This is a genomic window from Alteromonas sp. S005 (assembly GCF_036864475.1).
Classification (GTDB): domain Bacteria; phylum Pseudomonadota; class Gammaproteobacteria; order Enterobacterales; family Alteromonadaceae; genus Alteromonas.
In genome coordinates this window covers 142,752-164,848 of record NZ_JAZETN010000002.1, presented here as the reverse complement: position 1 = coordinate 164,848, position 22,097 = coordinate 142,752, and the positions used below count along the sequence as shown (strand labels likewise).

Genomic DNA, 22,097 nt, shown 5'->3' with positions numbered 1-22,097 from the left:
GGGGTACACTATACAACTAAACAGTTAAGTCAACACTGGGGTTGCTAAGGCTGTGCTGCGAGTTACTAACGTACCCTCATGAAATTACGCTGTCGCAGAACGCCGGTTAGTACTTCGAGTAGATAGATGAAAGGTTCTTATGTCGACTGACAATTCGCCTCAAAAAATTATTATCTCCGCACCTGATGACCTGTCGCTGGGCAAACAGGTTGATTATGAATTCGAATACAATCCAAGCTTATTGCAAGGGGTACCTCGCAGTTTAAGCCGAGATACTTTATCCCTGTCGGGTTTTGAATTACCGTTTGACGGGATAGACACTTGGACGGGATATGAACTTTCCTGGCTTAACCAAAAAGGGAAGCCTAATGTGGCAATTTTGGAATGCAATGTTCCTATTACTTCTCCAAACCTCATCGAATCAAAATCGTTCAAGCTATACCTGAACAGCTTCAATCAATCAAAGTTTGCGTCACCGGAAGACGTACAAAAAGTGCTTAAAGCTGACTTATCCAAGTGTGCAGGGGAGCAGGTTCAGGTGAAGCTCATTCTTCCACAACAATTTGCTTCATTGCAGTTCAAAGAGTTCGAGGGAGTTTTATTAGATAACCTTGATGTGGAAATCGAGCAATACTCTCCTAACACACAATATTTAGCAGTTACCGAAAACAATGTCGGTACTAAAGAGACCTTGGTTTCTCATTTACTTAAATCTAATTGTTTAATCACAAGTCAGCCAGATTGGGCTAGTATTCAGATTAGGTATGAAGGAAAAGCCATTGATCACGAAGGGCTTTTAAAATATCTGATTAGCTTTAGGCAGCACAATGAATTTCATGAGCAATGCGTTGAGCGTATTTACAGCGATATTATGCAGCATTGTAAGCCCGCTAAATTAACAGTTTGTGCTCGTTACACCCGACGCGGAGGGTTAGACATCAACCCTTTCCGTTCGAATTTCGAAACACCTTATGCTAACCATCGTCAGGCGCGTCAGTAATACAGCGATGAAGCACACTAATAAAAGCTAACTAAATCGCGACAGTAATTGCGACTTAGAACAAAGACGAGATTATGGAAGCAAAACAACTACAAGCCCTTAAACAAAATAACGCGCTTCTTTGTCAATTTATCGTGAAGCTCTCAGCATTTTATGAGGGCTTTTCCGATAAAATAGATACAGAACTTAAAGTGCTGCGCGGTCACCTTTCAGGCACGCCTAATTTTAGCCTTGCCGCTGTAAGCATTGAGAAGCTCAATAAATCTCTTCAGCATCAAGAAATCACCTTAAGAAAATACAGTGTTGACACCGTTTCGACGCTAGAAGATGCAATGAAACAGCTGCAAAAAATTGTCTTCGAAGACAACGAGTTAAAGGGCCTTACTACACAAGAGTTAATTAAACTAAACCAGCCTGTAGGCGACATTTTCAGTATTTATAAGCTATACGCCAAAGCCATTGCTCTTCACCGCATTGCGCTCAATAAAGAAATGGTGAGGCTTGAGCCATACGAAGCCGCAGAAACAAAACCGGAACAAGAAGAAAACGCTACAGCCGGCTCTGTTAAAGATGAAAACCCTCATTACCGTTCTATTTTAGTTGAGCTTAATCATCTCATCACCTCTTATGCTCAAAAAAAACCGAGCGATCGAAAGCTTAATGATATTAAGCGACGCCTTGATGAAGGTATGGATAAAGACCAGCTACTTAAGAGTTGCATTGTGATTTTGCGCATGATCGTGCAAGACGCCATGTCAGAGGCAAGCTTAACAGGAAAAGTGATTCAAAGCCTGCACCGCTCATTAGATGAAGTAAGTAACGACGTAAGCAATACAATTCAAGGTAGCCAAGCTCAGTTCGAGCAGCGCAAAGCTGGTACAGAGCAAATTAAACGCCATATTAGTCACATTGAGGAAACCGTCTCAGACAGTGACTCTTTAGAATCACTGAAAGAGCAGACACAGCTTCGCGTTAAAAAACTTGTAGCGACCTTAACTGAACAACAAGACAACGACGAACAGGGTCAAGAAGCCCTTATGGCATTGCTATCATCCATGCAATCGCGCATTGATACACTGCAACAACAAACGAGTGCTTATAAAAAGAAATTGGCTGAACAGGCGATGCAAAGCCGCACCGATCCGCTCACTCGCTTACCTAACAGGCAGGCTTATAACGAGGAACTGGATAACGCCTTTACTGAATTTAAAGCTAATGGTACTGAACTCGCAGTCGCGGTCGTTGATATCGACCACTTCAAATCAATAAACGATCGATTTGGTCACGCTGCAGGTGACAAAACCCTTCAAGTAGTGAGTAAGTTTTTGAAACAAAGCCTTTCTGAAAAGGACTTTATTGCTCGATGGGGCGGAGAAGAATTCGTTATGTTGCTGCCCGGATCTTCGATGACAGTGATTGCAAAAGAGCTAAATGAAATTAAAACTAAGCTTGCTGCTATGCCGTTTAAATTTAAGCAAGAAAAAGTAAAGATCACCGCATCATTTGGTGCCACCAGCTTTAGCAAAGAAGACACCCCCGAAACAGTTTTCGAACGCGCTGATGAATACCTCTATAAAGCAAAGCGAAACGGCCGAAATCTTGTTGTAACTGACTTAAGCACTGACTTATAGGATGTAAATTATGAAGAAAGTGCAGCTTAACCCCGTTGGCTGGATGAGCCAATTATCACAAGTAGAAGTCTCTCGTCTACAGGACGCAACGAATAGCGAACTTTTTGCCATGTTTAGAAACTGCAGCCTTGCAGTGTTAAACAGCGGTGTGGACGAGGATAACTTTGAGGCGCTTTTTGCTCCTTATGAGAATTTCGAAATAAAGCTGATTCGCCGTGAGCGAGGCGTAAAAATTGAACTTGTTAATCCGCCGGACGTTGCATTTGTAGACGAAACGCTGGTGCGCGGCGTTCATGAGCATTTATTTGCTGTACTCCGTGATTTGCTTTACATGGGCAACAAGTATGCTTTTCTTCATCAAACCGCACCCGCTGAGGGGAACGAAATCACCGATATGGTGTTCGATATGCTTCGTCACGCTAAAGCCCTCGAAGGTAACGATAGCGTAAATACGATAGTGTGCTGGGGCGGTCACTCAATTAATCAGGTTGAGTATAAGTACACCAAAGAGGTGGGCTACCAGTTAGGCCTGCGCGATATGAATATTTGTACTGGATGTGGACCTGGCGCTATGAAGGGCCCTATGAAAGGGGCGACGATAGGTCATGCCAAGCAACGTCACAAATCAGGGCGCTATATTGGTATTTCTGAACCCAGTATTATTGCCGCCGAGCCGCCTAATGCAATTGTAAACGAACTTATTATCATGCCAGATATCGAGAAGCGCCTAGAAGCATTCGTGAGACTTGGGCACGGTATTACTGTATTTCCAGGCGGGGTAGGAACGGCTGAAGAGCTGCTTTATTTACTTGGCATATTATTGAATGAGCGCAATGCGCAACAACCATTTCCTGTGATATTAACTGGTCCTGCAGGCAGCGAAGAGTATTTTGAAGCCATCGACACCTTTGTAGGAGCCACGTTGGGCGCAGAGGCCCAGTCAAAATATCAAATTATCGTGAATGATCCTGAAGAAGTAGCCCGCACTATGAGCAAACATCTTGAAAAAGTAAGAAAGTTCAGAGGGGCGATGGGTGACGCTTTCAGCTTTAACTGGTCACTTAAAATTGAACAAGACTTCCAACAGCCTTTTATTCCAACACATAAAAGTATGGCAGCCCTACAGCTTCATTTAGATCAAAGCAAAAGTAATCTCGCTGCAAATTTACGAAAAGCATTTTCTGGTATTGTTGCTGGGAACGTAAAAGCCGAAGGGATCGCACAAATTAAGAAACACGGTCAGTTCGAGCTTACCGGCGATAGCAATCTTATGGAAAAAGTCGATACATTATTAGAGTCATTTGTAAAACAACACAGGATGAAACTACCAGGCAGCGCCTACGAACCGTGTTATGTCGTGAAAAGTGACTAAGCAAGCAAAATTATAAGGAGATGCATTTGCTTACGTTTACTAGGGATTTTGAGGTACACTTGCCTGGAGTGGTATTAAACGGAAGAATGTTGCGGTCGATCAGTATACCTTTTCAAAGGCTCATACTTTGAGACACTAATTACCCTCACTAACATTTGAGTACAGAAAACGAGAAGTAACGGTCATGAATACCAAGGTTATTCGTCTAATTTTAGCTGGCATCGCGTTATACGCGGTGTTTGTTTTTATGGTTATCGCCTTTTACCCAGATAAACCTGAAAATATGGATTGGAAAGACCGTGAAGAATACAACCGGGTTCAAATTACTAAATTAAAACTAGGCAGTACACGAGAAGAGGTGCTTGCTTTACTAGGCTCGCCTGATATCACAGAAGCTAAACGACAAGGTGCTACAGCGATTCAGGTAATGTTTTTTAGAACCCAGCATGTACGTGCAGACGGATTGACTACACAAGATGAGTGTACGCCTTTACTGTTTGAAAACGATAAGCTCATAGCATGGGGCGAAGGGGCTTACTCCAGCTACCAAAAAAGTTAGAAGGATGGGGAGTGACCGACATCATTTCCATGCTTAAGCGCCTTATTCATATAGGCGAAGCTGATTTATCAGTCGAGCAGCGTATTAACCATTGGTTAAAAAACGCAAAACGGATATTGACGTTAGTCAATGCAAACCCAGCGCTCGCCGCAGCTACGCTTCACCTCGATAACGAGTTACCTAAAGACACGCAACAGCTTTTGCTGTTGGCTCTGTTTGGTAAGCTATGTCGGTTCAATGACCACTATCTGCAGCACGTTCTCGCATCTTTGCTCGCCACCTTTTGGATATCTAACGGTAAGACACCGCGAGATAAAGTTGCTGAAGTTATTCGCTTTTTACGTAAACATAACCTGACTATTTGGCAAGACACGGTAAAGTTACAAAAAGCGTTGCAGACTGAAAAGCACGTTAATTACATATCAGACAGCCGACTGAACTTAGCGCAGAGGCTTTGTCTTCTCTCAGGTGTGTTTGCCACAAGAACAAAAAAGGTGGGTTACCAAATTGTGTTTACCCACATAGCCAATCGTCTACCAGCCCAACACCGACATCATATTGCACCGCTAATCCCCCTATTTGAGGGCTTACTTCCTGGGGCAAAGGTGTATGCCAATGGCGTACCTGGGGCGTTAGTAGATATCCAGCAAAATCATGGTTATGTGTTCACGCTCAGCAAGGACAACGAAGATGGCAAATGGCTTCCTTTATCAGCTATTCACGCTCCGGTGGCTTTATCATTGCCTTTTGAACACTTTATAGCGCTGTATACAGACACTGCCAATGCCAGAGTAAATCAAGGCGGCACTCCATTTTTGCCTTCAACTTTTGCCATTCAACATCCTCCGAAGGGACTAATTAACATTATCGATGAATTGCAAAAGCAAGATGTAGAGATTGAACAGCTGTGTGAAAAAATTGAAAAAGTCCCCTCTTTTAATCACTTTTTGATGCACACAGCGAGTCAAGACAACAGGCTACAACTGCCAGTAAAAAGTATCAAACAAGCAGTATTAACCTACGGTATAGAACGGGTAGGCGACATGCTTATTCAGTTCGCTCTTTTAGAGCGCCTGACGCAAAATCAATTTCCACTTATGGGACTCTGTAAGCAAATAACCTTGCTAGCGTGTTCACTCTCTAGCTCCTTCGCCCAAATTGTAGATTCGAAGTTTACACCACAGTCGGCAGCGTTAACGATGACCTTTGTCTGCACGCCGCTATTTACTCTTCCGGGTTTCAAAGTATCTAAATCCTTGCCTGTAGACCTTAGCAAAGCCGTATCTATCAACAATGCATTTAAAGTGAAGTCGGAAACGCCGTGGCTAGCGATAGCCTCCGAGCTTGCTGGGAGTTGGCATCAGAGCTCGACCTGGCGTGCCGTAATACATCAGTGTGGAAAAGCGAGTACCGAGGTTCCAAAATCGATTCAAAAAGAACAGGCGATTTTAGTATTAAGCTTTGCTATCGCGAAAGCCTGTCTATTTCACCAAGGTATCTATTCGTTACTTCATGATATCAATGTAAAAACGCTCTTGAGCATTCTAAATGTGCAACCCAGTGATGTGCACAAAGCACTTGAGTCCAATGGGCAACTACTCTTTTGCCCTATTTCTCTTTAGTTGCGCAAACGAACTTTTAACCGCACTCACACCAATGAAAATACTTTATTAGGACCCACCCTATTTTGCCCCACCTTCTAGCAAACCCGTGATAGTTTACCTATGCGACTTATTAACTAATTCCTGTTGCCTGCTTCAACACTATTTAATAGCTGGATCAGTGCGTAATGACAGATTTATCGCCCTATCACCTTAATTAATCTTTACGAATGGCTATAACTTGCGCCGGCTATCGTATAAAATACGGCAACTTTTGCGGTGCTTTATCCTTTTTCCCTACATTTTCAATTATAATAAGTAAGCAAGCAGAACTTGGCACCTCACGCGCCAAACCAAAAATTGAATAAACCTAACGATTTTGATAACAGAATTACCAGAGGATCCCTCCACATGACTCAGCAACGTATTACAGTCATTCGCGGTGACGGCATTGGCCCGGACATTATCGATGCGACCACAAAAATTCTAGATAAGGTTGGCTGTGACTTTGCCTATGACTATGCCGATGCGGGCTTAGTTGCACTGGAAGAACATGGCGAGCTTCTACCTCAAGAAACACTAGACCTTATCGCAAAAAATAAAGTTGCGCTTAAAGGCCCTTTAACTACGCCAGTTGGCGAAGGCTTCACGTCTATTAACGTTAGTCTTCGCAAACAGTTCAAGCTGTACGCAAACCTTCGCCCAGTAATGTCTTTTAAAGGCACAAAAGCGCGCTATGAAGATATCGATATTATCACTGTACGTGAAAATACTCAGGGTATGTACTCAGGTCTAGGTCAAGTTGTTTCAGAAGACGGCAACGAAGCTGAAGCTATGAGTAAAATCACCCGTGATGGCGCTGAAAAAATCGTAACTTTTGCCTATGAGTTAGCTCGTCGCGAAGGTCGTAAAAAGGTGACAGCGGTTCATAAAGCGAACATTCTTAAGTCAACGTCAGGTCTATTCCTAAAAGTTGCCCGTGAAGTTGGCGAACGCTATCCTGATATCGAATCTGCTGAGATGATTGTTGATAACTGCTGTATGCAACTTGTAATGAATCCTCATCAGTTTGACGTTATCGTAACAACTAACCTTTTCGGTGACATTCTATCTGACCTATGTGCTGGTCTTGTAGGTGGTCTTGGTATGGCACCTGGTGCAAACATCGGCGAAGATTGTGCAATTTTTGAAGCTGTTCACGGCAGCGCACCGGATATTGCGGGTAAGAATCTTGCCAACCCAACTTCAGTAGTTCTTGCTGCAGCGCAAATGCTTGAATACCTAAACATGGGCGATAAAGCTGAGAAAATCCGCGCAGCATTGAAAGACGTCATTGAATCTGGTGACCGTACCACTCGCGACTTAGGTGGTGAAGCCGGTACAACAGAATTCACCCAAGCGCTTCTTGATCGTCTATAAGCGTTTTGTGCGTTAGCAATGTAAGTATTTCAAAACGGGCTTTCTAGCCCGTTTTTTAGGCATTATTCTCCACTCTACCAATAAAAACTGTACTAAAACTGGACTACCGATTTTTCGGCCCGCCTTTATCATCTTGTGTGTACACGCAGAAGTGCTTCGCGCTTTATTACTAATCGCTACATCGAATAGACTCTAATCTTTATGCCAAGTTAGATTCGATAGTGTTGAGACTAGAAAAAGTGAATGCACTTTGGGTACATAATTTTAAACCCATTTAGCTAAAACGTAATACCCGAAAAACGGATAGCGTATTTAGCAACACATACAAGGAAAGATGATGAAAAAGTTAATTTCTGGCTTACTCGTTCTATCAGCGCTAGCTATTCAAGCTCCTATGGTTCATGCTGAAGTAGAAAGTAGTAAGCAAACACAGAATAAAGCAACAAACCAACAACAACGCATCGACTTAAACTCAGCGACTGTCGAGCAATTAATTTCTCTGCCAGGTGTTGGTCAGTCAAAAGCAAAAGCGATTATTAAGTATCGTGAGGAAGTGGGCCCGTTTCTCGAAGTCGCGCAACTGACCCAAGTAAAGGGCATTGGTGAAAAAATGTTAAGCAAGATAGAAAGTCATGTGCGTGTTAAATAAATAACACAACCTTTGCTTAACGGCTCTAAACGTTTACTTGATGGTTAGCCCAGTATCATGGAAAGTGAGTGTTTCAAAAACAGAAAATGCGCCAATGTTGGCGCATTTTTTTACCGCATAAAGTTGTAGCTTACAAAGTACTTCGTTATTTCACTACAGACGCTAAGTACTCTTTAAATTCATCGCCTAAAGAAGGGTGACGTAAAGCATATTCCACATTAGCCTTCATGTAGCCTAACTTACTTCCGCAATCATGGCTCTTACCTTTCATGTAGTAAGCATCTACTTGTTCAAGCTTCATCAGTGCATCAATGGCGTCAGTAAGTTGAACTTCGCCACCTGCACCTGGAGGTGTGAACTCTAGCAGGTCCCAAATCTTTTCTGAAAGCACATATCTACCCACTACAGCTAGATCAGAAGGTGCTTCATCTTGCGGTGGTTTTTCTACCATTGCGTGAATCTTAGCTGAGTCACCCGGGGCAATAGCCGCTCCGTCAAGATCAGCAATACCGAACTTAGAAATATCTTCTTCTGGTACCTGCTCAACCATAACTTGACTTACACGGCTAGTATTGAATTTAGCCACCATGTCAGCAAGATTATCTTTTTTCGGGTTACTCGCTGCATCATCAATGATCACGTCAGGAAGTACTACAGCAAATGGAGCATCGCCAATCAACGGACGTGCACACAAGACGGCGTGACCTAGTCCGTTAGCAACGCCTTGACGAATGTGCATGATGGTTACGTCTTTCGGACAAATTGACTGTACTTCTTCTAAGAGTTGGCGTTTTACACGCTTTTCAAGGGTTGCTTCAAGTTCAAATGAAGTATCAAAGTGGTTCTCAATGCTGTTCTTACTAGCGTGAGTAACTAGAATAATTTCCTTTACACCAGCCGCAACGCATTCACTAACAACGTATTGAATGAGTGGCTTATCAACCACCGGTAACATCTCTTTAGGGATGGCTTTCGTTGCCGGAAGCATTCTTGTCCCAAGACCTGCTACAGGAATTACCGCTTTTTTAACCTGACTCATAAGTTAATATCCTTTTTTAAAATCCTAGTTACTTGCTCAAGTCGGCGCCTTGCCGTCTATTATTTCTTAAGCTTATCTATGTTCACAATTATACAAAGAGTAATGCAATCGATGTTCCAATTACCCTTTTAGAGCATTTGTGTGTTGAAATTGGGCATTAGGGCTATTCTTCACGCATTAATGCACTAAACTTGGGACAAATGATATCTAATGCACTAATTTAGTGAAAGTAAACTAAGCATATTTTTCGTTTTGCACACATGCCGTTTAGCTAATTGTAGCTAATCAACGACGCTATTCAGACCCTTTATTCACTTGAATAGGACCACTGCGATGCTTAAGTCCATCTTTTAGACCGCGCCGCATATACTGCCCTCTTGCTTTTCCCTGCCCAAAACAAAATCGATTGACAGTATACCTTACGGGTATTGCACAAACATGACGAAGCTTCCAATAAAGCGGAACGTAGCTACGTCGCGCAAGAATAAGCACATTGCGAAACTGATAGTAGAGTCTAATAGGAGCGCCTTGTTTGAACATAACGCCACATACTTTCACTCTATCGTCGCCTTGCCGATGAGGCATACAAGCACTTAACGACTGATAAATGGCCATCCCTTTTGCTCGGGCTCGCCAGCACCACTCATGGTCAACACCATCAATGAAAAGTGCCTCTTCTTTTCCGCCCACTTTCTCAAAAGCGCGACGAGAGATAAGCATGCCCGAGGCAATAATTTGTTTCACTTCTTTCAAGCTATCGCAAATTTTCTTACCTTTTTGAAGCACACCCTGATCAACACAATCAGAAAATTGACAGTAAATAGAGGGACCTATAGCGGCGATGGGGGTTTCTTTTTCCAAAGTAGCAAACTGGCGCAGTAATTCCGTAGCAATGCTAGGCGTAAACTGACTATCCTGATCAAGCAGGAAGGTGTATTCAACACCTTTATCAAAGAGGCTTTTTAAGCCTATATTTTGAGCTTTTGCAATACCCACATTCGTTTCACAGTGAATGTAAGTGCAGCTAGATATATTCAGACGCTCATCAGCATTGGCAGAATTATCAACTAATACTAAATCCCATTCAGGCGCCGAAAAAGCACTAATCACATTAGCAAGGTGCCCAAAATCGGGGTTATAAAGTACAACAACAATCCCTGTTTTCAATGCTTACCAAACCTCTCTAACAAATGCCTGTCGAGTTTGTATGCTAGTTTAACCACTTTCCCTGGCATTAAGCGCAGTGATAAGACACCGCAAGCATAAAAAAAGTTATAGGGTGAAAACTGTTTTAACTTGGTGATCGCAAAGATGCGCGCTTTAAATTCATTAAGAGATTTGCTTAAACCACGACGTTTATAGAAGTTATTCACTCTTCTAAACTTCAATAATCGGTCCTTCAAGTTTCTAAAGATGTAACCTTGTGAGGCTAGCGAAATCCAGAAAAAATAATCTTGCGTGTTAAGTAAGTCGCCATTGTACCTATGTCCATCATGAAACACGCTATACCGAATCACCACCGTAGGATGATTAAGTGAGCAACGCCTAGGTAGTATTCGGGTGATTTGTTTGTGCGAAGCAGGCATTATCCGTGCTCCGACTTTTTTCCCGCTTTCGTTAATTTCAGTAAGCGCAGAACCGAGCACGGATATATTGCTATGCCTATTTAGGTAAGTAATTTGACGTAACAAGCGATGAGTTTCGGAAATATCGTCTGCATCCATTCTCACAAAATAAGAGGGGTTAAACTGCAAACCATAATCGATGGCAGAATTCATGCTGCTTGCAAGACCAATATTATGGCTATTTTGCGCTAGAACGATTCTATCGTCGTTCTCGGCTGCGCTTTGAAGGACTTGAGTTATTGGCTTAGGCACCGGCCCATCAATAACAATGATGAAAAGAAAATCCGAATAAGTTTGCTCTGTTATGCTTTTAATCGATTCTTGAAGCCATCTAGCATTGTCCGCCTGGTAAACGGCCATGGCGACAATCGATTCAACATGCTTTTTTTTATTTTCATTGTGAATGACAGAGAATTGATTTATCAAGAATTTTTTACCAGCAATAAAGAGTAACGAAGAAAATAAAAGCGCTGTTATGCGCTTCTTTTTTGGAGATATGTTACAGAGATTTCTCTAAACCCGCTACGGGTTTTACCTAATCTACGACCTAAACCGCTTAACAAAGCGAAGTACACTCCAAATATGCTGGATCACAAGACTATAAATAATTAGGAGTACCATGAAGCCATAAAACATAACTGATTCTGGCACGCGATAAACTTCACCCAGGATACCGATTAGACAATAGCACGCTCCAAGCGCCAATATAGCCACCAACGACTGTCTACTACTTAACCCTGCACGCATAAAAATATTGTGTAGATGCTGCCTGTCTGGTTTCAACATTGACTGACCCTTGCGCGCGCGGCGATACATGATTGCCGCCATATCCATTAAAGGAAGTCCAACAAGCCACACCGCAGTTATAGGCCTAAACGCCGCCATGTCACCTTGGGTGTGATCAACAAGCAGCCATACAATGGTGAGACCGACAAACATACTGCCTGCATCACCCATAAATATCTTGTTTCCCTTAAACCCTTTCCAACTAAGATTAAACGCCAAGAAAGGAACGATAGCGGCAACGATTATAAGAGGCTCCATGATGGAGGCGCCATTACCTGTAAAAATCAAAAAACCAGCAACGGTGAGTAATATAACCAAACTCATACCACCTGCAAGACCATCTATGCCATCTATCATGTTAAATGCATTAATGACCCCTACAACACAAACGATGGTAAAGAAGTACCCGCCGAGGTCGAACATTACCTCTCCGGTTCCGAAAATATTTCCTAACGAAGTGATATAATTTTGCGCGCTCCACGCCATGATAGCGGCCACACCAAACTGACACATAAGGCGACCTTTCGCGCTTAAATCAAAGCGATCATCTAGCATACCGAGCAATACCACGAAAGCAGATGCAGTAAAGAAAAGTGGATTGTTCTTCATCCATACATCGGTTGCAACGCTCGCAACCAGCACCGCCATAAATATAGCGACGCCCCCTGTTAAAGGGACGATTCCGGCATGACGTTTACGTGCTGTAGGTTGGTCAACTAAGCCAAACTGATGCGCTAAAGGCGTCATCACCACTAAAAGGATTAGGGCTACGAAAAATGCAGTAAAAAGCGGGACGAACTGCAAGTACGCTAGCATAAAACACACAACCTCTCGTCACCGGTTACCGAAACACTAGTGTTTACCAGCCTAACCAATGCACTTGTAAATTTGTTTAAAAAGCTCAATATTGATTCCATCTATGTACAACTTCCATTTCTTCCAGCGCGGTGAGGGATTATTGTTATAACTATGCAGGTCGAAAACTGCCATATGATATAAAACATTTGTTTAAGTAACCACCCAAATCGCAAAAATTATCGTTTCAAAACGTTTCATAACAAATGCGATCCCCCCTATATGCGTAGAAATTTTCTTCTAACACTTCCAATGCTCACTGAGACATAAAATAAACGGGCAAAAAACACTTTTATTCCACCCAATGTTTAAATTCACAGCACCTATGAACTTTCTAACGCCAATGCAGTCTTTATGGCATCTGAAACCAAGGTGCAGGTTGGATAGCAAACATGCTTTTTTTTAAACTTGTGTTATCCTAGCGCGAAATTGCTATATGGATATGAAAGCTAATGTTCAAACAATTCCAACGTTTAATCTTGCCGTTCGCACTTATTGTGAGCGCAGCCGGGTGCACTAACTCACCTACAGTTACCGAAGCTGACATACCCTTGGTGCACTCTTCTCTTGCATATTCTCTTGCGCCAGATAAAGAGCTTGCAATAAATATTCCAAAAGCCAATGTTTATTTTGATAAAAAAGAATCTTTTTCAATACGCTTCAATGGCTATGATTATGAAGCCACCAAGCACTACACTTCAGCCACCGGTAATAAGTGTATACGCTTTTCTTTACAAGATAGTGACTCTGTTCAAAACAGAGCACAGCGCAAATTAACAACTTGCCAACGGGATGGTCAATGGAGAGTAGTTTCTCCCCTCGTTGTTTCAGTAGCCGCGCAAGGTGAGTAAAATCAATGAAGTTCATGGATATAAAAAACACAATTAAAACGCTTTCAGTAACAGCGTGTTCAGCAGTAGTTGGTTGCCTTCTTTTGCAACCGGTTTTCGCACAAAGTGTCGAACAACTACAGCAGCTAAGAGAAAGGGCTCAACAGTCGCAAAGCTCAGGGGCTACACAGTCAGTCTCTCCTCTAAGTATCTCAACTCAACGAACTTTACCTGGCGCAACGGGCTCAGCAAGTTCTATGGGGCAATTCTCCACACAGCCGCGAAATGGTGTTAACTTACCAGGAGAGCCCACTATTGATACAGTGTTCCCTGCCCAAGCTCCTATGGAAAATCCGCCATTTGCTGCGAACCTATTTATTGGTGGCTTTGAATCGGAGCGCAGTTCAGGCTTGAACGATAATTACCTGGTTGCGCCTGGCGACAAGATAAATATTTGGCTATGGGGTGCGGTTAATTTTTCTAGCGTTGTTACCGTAGACAACCAGGGCAACATTTTTATTCCAAATATCGGTCCCATTAGAGTAGCTAATACGCCAGCAGGCAGTGTTAACCAAACGGTTACATCAAAAATCAGGCAGGTTTATACCAATGATGTGAATGTTTATGTAAACCTCCTCACGTCTACCCCGGTGTCTATATTTGTATCAGGTCCAGTATTGCGCCCTGGTCAGTATGCCGGCCTTGCTTCAGACAGCGTGCTCTATTACTTAAAACGTGCAGGAGGCATCGACTTCCAACGTGGCAGTTTTAGGCAAATCGACATTGTTCGCGATGGCAAGGTCGTCGCAACCGCAGATTTGTATGCCTTTTTCAGAAGTGGAAAGCTTCCAGAAGTATCTTTCAAAGACGGCGACACTATTTTGGTGCACCCAATCGGCAACACAATCGTGGTTGAAACCGGAGCACGCAATAGCTTTACTTTTGAATTTTTAAATGAAGAGCTCAACGGTGGCGTAGTTAACTACTTTGCGCGCCCCGGTGAATTTGCTTCTCATGCGTCTGTATCGGGTGTTCGCGATAATAAACAGTTCGCACGCTACTTAGATTTAAATGCGTTTGCTTCTTTAGAACTAAGCGCAGGCGACACGGTAGAATACATTGCGGATCACGAGCCGCAAATATATCGCATTAATGTAGCAGGCGCCTTCGCAGGCGCATCACAAATTATGGTTGATAAGGGAGCGCGCCTGCTTGACGTGCTTGATCATATCGAAGCTGATACGACGCTTTCTGACACACAAAATATTTATCTACTTAGAGAAAGTGTGGCCGTAAAACAAAAGGAAATCATCGAAGAAGGCCTACAGCGTCTTGAGAGAAGCATGTATACCGCACCGATAAGCTCAACGGGTGAAGGCGCGATACGTGCTCAAGAAGCGCAACTCGTTGCGGACTTTATTGCTCGTGCAAGGAGAGTGGAGCCCCAAGGCCGTGTTGTTGTATCTGAAAATGGCGACATAGCTAATATATTGCTTGAACCTAACGACACCATCGTTATTCCTGAAGTGACTGATTTGATACATGTAGGCGGTGAAGTACTGCTACCGCAATCTGTAGTATTTAACCCAGATGCGACGACAGAAGATTACGTAGCTTGGGCTGGCGGCTTTACTGAACGCGCCGAAGACGAACGTATACTAATTGTTCGCAAAAACGGTAACGTTACTTTTTCAAGCGTGAACGACTCATTCCTTTCAAGCGATGAAAGCAAGCTTGAGCCAGGGGATCAAATAATCGTTCTTCCTGCAATAGATACCAAGGTACTGCAAGCTGTTAAAGACATTACCCAAATCGTTTATCAAATTGCAATTGCAGCTAACGTCGCTACTAACTAAGCATGGTAACTTTTAAAGATCAGCTCTATGCGTGGAGAGGCGTGATTTTTGCGCTTTTCCTGCGTGAGCTTCAAAGTAAATTCAACGATAAGTTTGGTTTGGGGTGGGCATTCCTTGAACCTTTTGCTTTTATATTCGCGCTCTCTTACTTACGCGGCTTAATCAGTGGCGACGATATTCATTCTATACCTCTTTTTCTATTTATGATGATTGGTATGGTGGGCCTGCAATCTCTGACCACTTGTTTACAGTCCGTCTCAACCTCTGTTCGTAGGAACAAACCCCTTTACGCTTTCAGACAGGTACAACCTATTTCTGCAATCCTCACTGCGGGATTTTTAGAGTTTTCAGTGAAAGTAGTCGTAGTTGCCTTGTTAAGCCTTGCACTCTACTTAATGGGCGAAACCTTCACAGTTAATGACCCGTTACTTTTAATATCTCTATTTCTTCTTTTATGGGTTTTCTCTATATCCATCGGTATGATCTTTGCGATAGCTGCCGCATTCGTACCAGAAGTAGATAAAATTAAATCAATGCTCACTCGCCCTTTAATGTTTATTTCTTGCGTATTTTTCAGCTTGCAAGATTTGCCTGAAGAATATTGGCCGTATCTGACTTGGAATCCGCTTGTTCATTTCAATGAGCTCGCGCGCTTTGCATGCTTCGAGTCCTACGGGACCAAAGGGGTATCGTTAAGTTTTGTTGTAGAAATTACCATCGCCTTCTTATTTCTAAGCCTTTCGATGTACCACATTACTTGGAAAAGGGTGCTATCTCGATGATCAAAATAGAAAAACTAACGAAGAGCTACCCGAGTAAAATGGGGCCTCAGTATATATTTAAAAATTTAAATTTTGAATTTCCAACCGAGAATAACGTCGCAATCTTAGGTAAAAATGGTGCGGGTAAGTCAACCCTCTTCCGCATGCTTGCCAAGAGTGAATATCCAGACAAAGGCCGCGTTTTAACGAACAAATCTATGTCATGGCCAGTAGCGCTGCAAACAGGTGTACACCCACAAATGACCGGGCGTGAAAACACGCGTTTTGTTGGAAGAATCAATAATGTTAAATCCCTTCCTGAGTACGAAGAAAAAGTGCAGCAATTCGCTGAGTTGGGCAAACGCTTTGATCTTCCCGTTCGCACCTATTCGTCGGGCATGCGCGCCAAGTTGGTATTTGCATGCTGCATGAATATTAATTTCGATATTTACCTTATCGATGAAGCGACATCAGTAGGCGATCCGCTTTTCAGAAAAAAAGCGCGTTTATCGCTTAAGGAAAAAAGCGAGCAGGCCGGCGTTATCATGGTGAGCCATGAGCTTGACCAAATTCGCGAATTCTGCACCTCTGCCGTCATCATTGATGATGGTAAACTCACTTATTATCACGATCTTGAAGAAGGCATCGACGTTTACACGCAGGATGCAGACAATAAGAAATCACTTAAATAGGTTCGAATCACAGTGGAAAAATCTCTTACACAGCTCAATGCCCTTCTAAGCAAACACAAAATGCTATTACTTGTGCTTCCATGGGTACTTTACGCGGCCTATCTTGTTCTATGGGCGGCACCACAGTACGAAAGTAAAAGTCAGCTTATCGTTAAATCAAGCGATGGCGGCAGCAGCTTTGACCCATCTTCGCTACTAATGGCAGCCGGCGTATCTGGCGCATCCGGCGGTACAGAAAGCCAGTTAGTGGAAGCTTATATTCAATCTGCCGATATGATTAAGTATCTAGATGACACTATTGGTCTTCGAGACCATTATATGTCAGACAAAGCTGATATGTTCAGCGGTCTGTCGTCTTCTCATAAGCAAGAAGACTTTTATCAATTTTACTTGGATCATATTGAGGTAAGCGTTGATTCAGCGTCTTCCGTAATTAGCCTGCGTACCCGTGCTTTTGACGCAGAATATGCTCAAATAATCAACAAAGCCATTGTTGATAAGGCAGAAGAGTTTATCAACAATATCAATAACAACTTGGCGAAATCAAAACTCACTTTTGCCAAAGGTGAACATGAAATTGTTGAGCAAAAGCTTCAACAAGCCAAGACTGAAATTTTGGCCTTTCAGTCTGAATACAATGTGCTCGACCCTACTGCTGAAGGTGCTGCATTTCAACAGATAGCATTTTCGCTCCAAGCAACCCTTGCCCAGAAAAAGGCTGAGCTAAGTACCATGTCGACCATGATGTCTAACGTTGCACCTGAAGTCATCAATATTAAGCGTGAAATAGCGGCATTACAAAAAGAAGTAGAGAAGCAGAAAGAGCGAATCAGTACTGCTGAAGGGAAAAGCGAGGCCCTGTCAGTGAGTGAGCTTATGGCGCAATACAGTAATCTTCAGGTTCAGTTACAGCTCGCAATTCAAGCGTATTCTTCATCGCTTATAACCCTTGAAAATGCACGCGTGGAAGCGTATCAAAAGTTGCAACATTTGGTGACCGTAGAATCGCCTACTCTTCCAGATGATAACGCTTATCCGACCGTTATTTACAACCTCGTTCTTTTCGGTGTGTCCTTGCTGCTTATTTACGGAATCGTAAGAATTGTAGTGGCTACCATCCGCGAACTTTAGTGCATTTCAATTCACATAAGCCTTGTTATCAATCGGCTAAGTCGCTTAAGGCTTAGCCGATTGACACTGCTTTAATGAAGTTTGTCGCCCAAATCTTGTGTCTTTAAGCAAGCTCTAGTATAAGAAGCTATCCGCCTTACGGACTAATATCAAAGAGCCTATCCTATAAGTGCTCTACAATAACAACCATAAGCAATATGGAATTAAAATATAATTATGAAACCATCTAACGATACTAGCTTTTTCGGCCATCCAGGGGGCCTAAGAACGCTATTCTTTACAGAAATGTGGGAGCGCATGAGTTACTACGGTATGCGCGCGCTACTTGTCCTATTCATGACAGCAAGCTTACAAACTCAAGGTTTAGGTTTTACTGTTGCAACAGCTGGCGCTATCTATGGCCTATACACCGGCGCGGTATACTTTTTAGGTTTGCCTGGAGGTTGGCTAGCTGACCGCTTGATCGGTGGTAAAAGCGCTGTATGGTACGGCGGTATTATCATTTTCGCAGGTCACGTAGTTCTTGCTATAGACTTACAAAATTTATTTTTCGTCGGCCTAATTCTTGTTGCTTCAGGCACAGGCTTACTTAAACCCAATATTTCAGCCATGGTTGGCCAGCAATATGGTGAGGATGATGGCCGTCGTGACAGTGGCTATGCTCTGTATTATATGGGTATTAACATTGGCTCTCTTATCGCCTACCTAGTGACTGGTTATTTACAGGAAAACTGGGGCTGGCACTATGCATTCGGTGCTGCTGCTATCGGTATGGCTATTGGCCTTATTCAATATTACTTCAGCAATCGTTCGTTATCGGCTGATTCTGTAGCGCCCGCAAACCCATATCAAGGTGCGGCCAAACAGCGTGCATGGATGGGCGTATGGGCAGTAATTGCACTCGCTGTTGTGGTTATTGTACTTGCACACATGGGCACCATCGTTATCGAGCCTGTAGCCCTTGCTCAACAGGTTGCCGTTGCCTTTACTGTAATCTTCTTCCTTTACTTCGGCTTTATTTATTTTAAAGGCCAGCTAAGCGACAACGAGAAGAAGCGCATGTGGGCGCTGTTTTTAGTCTGTGTTGCGTCTGCATGCTTCTGGTCTGGTTTTGAGCAAGCAGGCTCTTCGTTAAACCTATTCGCACAGAACTATACAGACCGCGTACTTGAAAGCGGTTCGCTTATTACATCCCTATTCGGAATGGAAGCAATTCCAACAGTATGGTTCCAGCTTTCAAACTCGCTGTTCATTATAATTTTGTCGCCTTTCTTCGCTGCCCTTTGGATTAACCTTGCTAAGCGAATGATAGACCCGTCTTACACCATCAAGTGTGCTATCGGTATCGTTATTATGGCATCGGGCTTCTTGGTAATGTTTATGGCGTCGCAGTACGCTGCACAAGGCCTTAAAGTTGCGCCTATGTGGCTTGTTACTACTTACTTCTTGCATACGGTTGGTGAGCTTTGCCTAAGCCCCGTTGCACTAAGCGCCGTTAGTAAGCTTTCGCCTAAGCGCTTTGCAGGGCAAATGATGGGGGTTTTCGTACTTACCTATTCTATCGGCAACATCATTGCTGGCCTGCTCTCTGGTAACTTCGACCCAGAGAACGTTGAACAAATGCCTGACCTATATCTTCAGATTGCCCTATTCAGCATAGCTATTGCTATCGTGATTGGTTTAATGAGCTTTAAGTCTCGTTTCTGGGAAAAAGCTGGTATTGAAGAAAAAGCGTAATTTATAGTTAGCATGTTTTAAGTGCTGACCAATTCCCCTACAATAACCGCCGCGACGTAACGTTCCGGCGGTTTTTTATTTAAGGTTTCGAAATAAAGGCTTAGAGCAAACCTATGAAGTTTTATTTTTCTACAAGAGACATTCCTGCCTTAAAAGGTCTTTCTTTAACAGAGCGCGTTAAGTTGCTCGACCAGGCATCCAAAAGGCTTACGGTACCAGAAAAGACCTTACTGAATGTTCTTAAGTTACTCGTTATCGTGCCCGTATTTGCCCTTATTCTTCAAACCGCATCAAATTGGACCTCGTTACTCTGGGCTTTTGTGGTATTTTTAGTTTATCCATTGGTTATAAAACCTATTCAATATTCCATCTGCGCTAAATACATTGCGCAACCGTCTAGCAAGGAGAATGCATGAAGACCATCTTAGTCACTGGTGGTGCAGGCTATATAGGTAGCCACACAGTTCTACAGTTACTTGAACAAAACTACGGCGTTGTCGTACTCGACAACCTAGCCAATTCAAGTGCTGAGTCGTTGCGTCGCGTAGAAACACTGACAGGCAAGTCAGTGACATTTGTTCAAGGCGATATTCGCGACACTGCAGTCTTAGATGACATCTTCAGCGAGCATAATATTTTTGCCGTTATTCACTTTGCGGGCTTAAAGGCCGTTGGCGAATCTGTACAAAAGCCTCTTTCGTACTACGAAAACAACGTGTACGGCACGCTGACGCTATGTAAAGCCATGCAGAAGCACAACGTAAAGAATATTGTATTTAGCTCCTCTGCTACGGTTTACGGCGACCCAGCATCGCTACCGCTACGCGAAGACATGGCCACAGGCCAACCGACTAATCCTTATGGTATGTCGAAGCTTATGGTTGAACATATGCTTAGCGATCTTTACGTATCAGACAACGAGTGGAACATCGTATTACTTCGCTACTTCAATCCAGTTGGTGCGCATGAGTCTGGTCAAATTGGTGAAGATCCTAACGGCATCCCAAACAACTTAATGCCTTATATCTCTCAGGTAGCCACCGGTAAGCTAGAGCAACTAAGCGTATTTGGTGATGATTACGATACCGTTGATGGCACTGGCGTTCGCGACTACATCCATGTTGTCGATCTTGCCAACGGTCACTTAAAAGCGCTCGATCGACTTAACCTAAACATGGGCCTAGATAAATACAATCTAGGTACGGGTCAGGGCTATTCAGTAATCGAAATGATTAAAGCCTTCGAAAAAGGTTCGGGTAAAACCGTATCTTATAAGATTGCCCCGCGCAGAAGCGGCGATGTGGCAGCCTGTTATGCCGACCCAACGAAAGCGGCCACAGAACTTAACTGGCATGCTGAAAAAGGCTTAGAAGACATGTGCGCAGACACATGGAACTGGCAGTCGCAAAACCCGATGGGCTATCCAAAGGACTAGTTTGTCGTTTGAACGCTGCCAATAGGGTTGTTCACATACCTAGAACTAAAAAGCCATGCTGTTGAGCATGGCTTTTTTTGTGCGGGCATTTATAGCTAGAGTGACGTTGAAGTTGAGGTTAGATAACAATAAATAACCCCTGCCCCCGAACTTTATCCAACATCGTTTTAATTATTACTCTTTCTCTATTTGCCGTCTTTCGACTTGGCGTCTTTTTCTTTTAGCTTAGCTTTCTCAGTGTCATTCACTGACGAATCTTCTGAATCTGTCGACTCATCAACAGCTTCTTCCGACGTTTCTTCATAACTATCAAAGTCATTGCCTTCCAACATTGCTTCAAAATCAGCAAAGTCATCTAGCTGCTCATCATCAATTGCTTTATCACCGCTTTTACCGTCGGTAACGCGAAACTCCAAGTTTTCAAAGTAGGCATTTTTCACAAAAGCATAATCGTCAACAGACTGCTCAAGCTGTGCCTCTTGATCAAGTAATTGAGCTCGTGTTTCAAGTACCGAAATGCCAATACGCGCTAAGTTTACCGACCCTTCGAGTAAAGACATAGGAAAAGCGAAACCATCAACATAGTCCCCGGTAAAGCTTCGCGGATCGCTTGGGCCTAAAAATGGCAACATTAAGAAAGGACCTGTATCTAAACCCCACACGGCGAGTGTCTCGCCGAATTGCTCACGCTTTCGTTCAATGCCAATTTTAGACGCAACATCAAAGGTTCCGACTAAGCCCACCGTAGTATTGATCAAGAAGCGAGCAAGGCTGTCTAATCCATCATCCACTTTGCCTTGGGCCAAATTATTTAAAAAGTTTGCAGGCTCTTGTAGGTTATCCGTAATGTTAACTAAACCAGTTCGTGCAGGCTGAGGCATAATGGTAACGTAGGTAACGGTAATAGGGCGCAAAATATATGCATCCAACACATCCCAGTTGAAATCCCAAATCTCGCGGTTGACCGGTTCAAGGGGATCTCTTGGGTCCGATGTATCTACTACAGCAGTATTTGTCTTAGCCTCCTGCAATTGAGACTGCGCATCATTGGTCGCACAGCCACCTAGAAAACCTGCGGCAATAATCAACCCGGTCGCGAGTGATTTGGACAAGTCCATA

General features: G+C 43.2%; 20 protein-coding genes. 15 read left to right on the top strand and 5 right to left on the bottom strand.

The features are described 5' to 3' along the window. Nucleotides 1–139 precede the first annotated feature (139 nt). From queF to V7R55_RS03335, 7 genes are all read left to right on the top strand, one after another. Nucleotides 140–1,000 (top strand): NADPH-dependent 7-cyano-7-deazaguanine reductase QueF, encoded by an 861-nt coding sequence (gene queF, locus V7R55_RS03365; RefSeq protein WP_334057343.1) that lies wholly within the window; start codon nt 140–142, stop codon nt 998–1,000. A gap of 74 nt (nt 1,001–1,074) precedes the next feature. After that, nucleotides 1,075–2,631, top strand: a complete 1,557-nt coding sequence (locus V7R55_RS03360) for a GGDEF domain-containing protein (RefSeq protein ID WP_334057342.1) — start codon at nt 1,075–1,077, stop codon at nt 2,629–2,631. Between the two features lie 10 nt (nt 2,632–2,641). Continuing rightward, entirely contained in the window at nt 2,642–4,003 is a 1,362-nt protein-coding gene (gene ppnN, locus V7R55_RS03355) for a nucleotide 5'-monophosphate nucleosidase PpnN (protein WP_334057341.1), read from the top strand. A gap of 184 nt (nt 4,004–4,187) precedes the next feature. Continuing rightward, a complete protein-coding gene (locus tag V7R55_RS03350; protein ID WP_014948536.1) occupies nt 4,188–4,562 on the top strand; it encodes a DUF3192 domain-containing protein in 375 nt (124 codons plus the stop codon). An 11-nt stretch (nt 4,563–4,573) separates the two neighbouring features. Continuing rightward, nucleotides 4,574–6,184, top strand: coding sequence for a histidine kinase (locus tag V7R55_RS03345; protein WP_334057340.1), 1,611 nt, complete (start codon nt 4,574–4,576; stop codon nt 6,182–6,184). Between the two features lie 390 nt (nt 6,185–6,574). Beyond that, nucleotides 6,575–7,582, top strand: a complete 1,008-nt coding sequence (locus V7R55_RS03340) for an isocitrate dehydrogenase (protein WP_012517475.1) — start codon at nt 6,575–6,577, stop codon at nt 7,580–7,582. Nucleotides 7,583–7,919: 337 nt separating this feature from the next. Then, nucleotides 7,920–8,231 carry a ComEA family DNA-binding protein gene (locus V7R55_RS03335; protein ID WP_334057338.1) on the top strand — a complete coding sequence of 104 codons (312 nt, stop codon included), beginning with the start codon at nt 7,920–7,922 and terminating at the stop codon, nt 8,229–8,231. 145 nt (nt 8,232–8,376) lie between these two features. Here V7R55_RS03335 and galU read toward each other — a convergent pair whose 3' ends face one another. The 4 genes from galU to wecA form a co-directional block, all read right to left on the bottom strand. Continuing rightward, nucleotides 8,377–9,270 carry a UTP--glucose-1-phosphate uridylyltransferase GalU gene (gene galU / locus V7R55_RS03330; RefSeq protein ID WP_334057336.1) on the bottom strand — a complete coding sequence of 298 codons (894 nt, stop codon included), beginning with the start codon at nt 9,268–9,270 and terminating at the stop codon, nt 8,377–8,379. A gap of 294 nt (nt 9,271–9,564) precedes the next feature. Continuing rightward, nucleotides 9,565–10,437, bottom strand: coding sequence for a glycosyltransferase family 2 protein (locus V7R55_RS03325; RefSeq protein ID WP_334057334.1), 873 nt, complete (start codon nt 10,435–10,437; stop codon nt 9,565–9,567). Beyond that, the gene (locus V7R55_RS03320) at nt 10,434–11,321 is read right to left on the bottom strand and encodes a glycosyltransferase (protein WP_334057333.1); all 888 of its coding nucleotides are present in this window, start codon (nt 11,319–11,321) and stop codon (nt 10,434–10,436) included. The genes V7R55_RS03325 and V7R55_RS03320 overlap by 4 nt, the downstream gene beginning before the upstream one ends. 114 nt (nt 11,322–11,435) lie before the next feature. Next, nucleotides 11,436–12,497 carry a UDP-N-acetylglucosamine--undecaprenyl-phosphate N-acetylglucosaminephosphotransferase gene (gene wecA, locus V7R55_RS03315; protein WP_334057330.1) on the bottom strand — a complete coding sequence of 354 codons (1,062 nt, stop codon included), beginning with the start codon at nt 12,495–12,497 and terminating at the stop codon, nt 11,436–11,438. Between the two features lie 491 nt (nt 12,498–12,988). On the opposite strand from wecA, the gene V7R55_RS03310 reads away from it, so the two are divergent. The 8 genes from V7R55_RS03310 (at nt 12,989) to galE (ending at nt 20,978) form a co-directional block, all read left to right on the top strand. Beyond that, nucleotides 12,989–13,387, top strand: coding sequence for a hypothetical protein (locus V7R55_RS03310; RefSeq protein ID WP_334057328.1), 399 nt, complete (start codon nt 12,989–12,991; stop codon nt 13,385–13,387). Nucleotides 13,388–13,392: 5 nt separating this feature from the next. Further along, entirely contained in the window at nt 13,393–15,222 is a 1,830-nt protein-coding gene (locus V7R55_RS03305) for a polysaccharide biosynthesis/export family protein (protein WP_334057326.1), read from the top strand. A gap of 2 nt (nt 15,223–15,224) precedes the next feature. Beyond that, nucleotides 15,225–16,004, top strand: coding sequence for an ABC transporter permease (locus V7R55_RS03300; protein ID WP_334057323.1), 780 nt, complete (start codon nt 15,225–15,227; stop codon nt 16,002–16,004). Then, the gene (locus tag V7R55_RS03295; RefSeq protein WP_334057320.1) at nt 16,001–16,675 is read left to right on the top strand and encodes an ABC transporter ATP-binding protein; all 675 of its coding nucleotides are present in this window, start codon (nt 16,001–16,003) and stop codon (nt 16,673–16,675) included. The genes V7R55_RS03300 and V7R55_RS03295 overlap by 4 nt, the downstream gene beginning before the upstream one ends. A gap of 12 nt (nt 16,676–16,687) precedes the next feature. Beyond that, nucleotides 16,688–17,806, top strand: coding sequence for a capsule biosynthesis protein (locus V7R55_RS03290; RefSeq protein WP_334057318.1), 1,119 nt, complete (start codon nt 16,688–16,690; stop codon nt 17,804–17,806). Nucleotides 17,807–18,022: 216 nt separating this feature from the next. After that, nucleotides 18,023–19,543 (top strand): peptide MFS transporter, encoded by a 1,521-nt coding sequence (locus tag V7R55_RS03285; protein ID WP_334057316.1) that lies wholly within the window; start codon nt 18,023–18,025, stop codon nt 19,541–19,543. 113 nt (nt 19,544–19,656) lie between these two features. Continuing rightward, the gene (locus V7R55_RS03280; protein ID WP_334057314.1) at nt 19,657–19,959 is read left to right on the top strand and encodes a DUF6170 family protein; all 303 of its coding nucleotides are present in this window, start codon (nt 19,657–19,659) and stop codon (nt 19,957–19,959) included. Then, nucleotides 19,956–20,978 carry a UDP-glucose 4-epimerase GalE gene (galE, locus tag V7R55_RS03275; RefSeq protein WP_334057312.1) on the top strand — a complete coding sequence of 341 codons (1,023 nt, stop codon included), beginning with the start codon at nt 19,956–19,958 and terminating at the stop codon, nt 20,976–20,978. The genes V7R55_RS03280 and galE overlap by 4 nt, the downstream gene beginning before the upstream one ends. 185 nt (nt 20,979–21,163) lie before the next feature. Here the strand turns inward: galE and V7R55_RS03270 are convergent, their stop codons facing one another. After that, on the bottom strand, nt 21,164–22,096 hold the full coding sequence (locus tag V7R55_RS03270) for an MlaA family lipoprotein (RefSeq protein ID WP_334057310.1): 933 nt from the start codon (nt 22,094–22,096) through the stop codon (nt 21,164–21,166). Nucleotide 22,097: the final 1 nt, after the last annotated feature.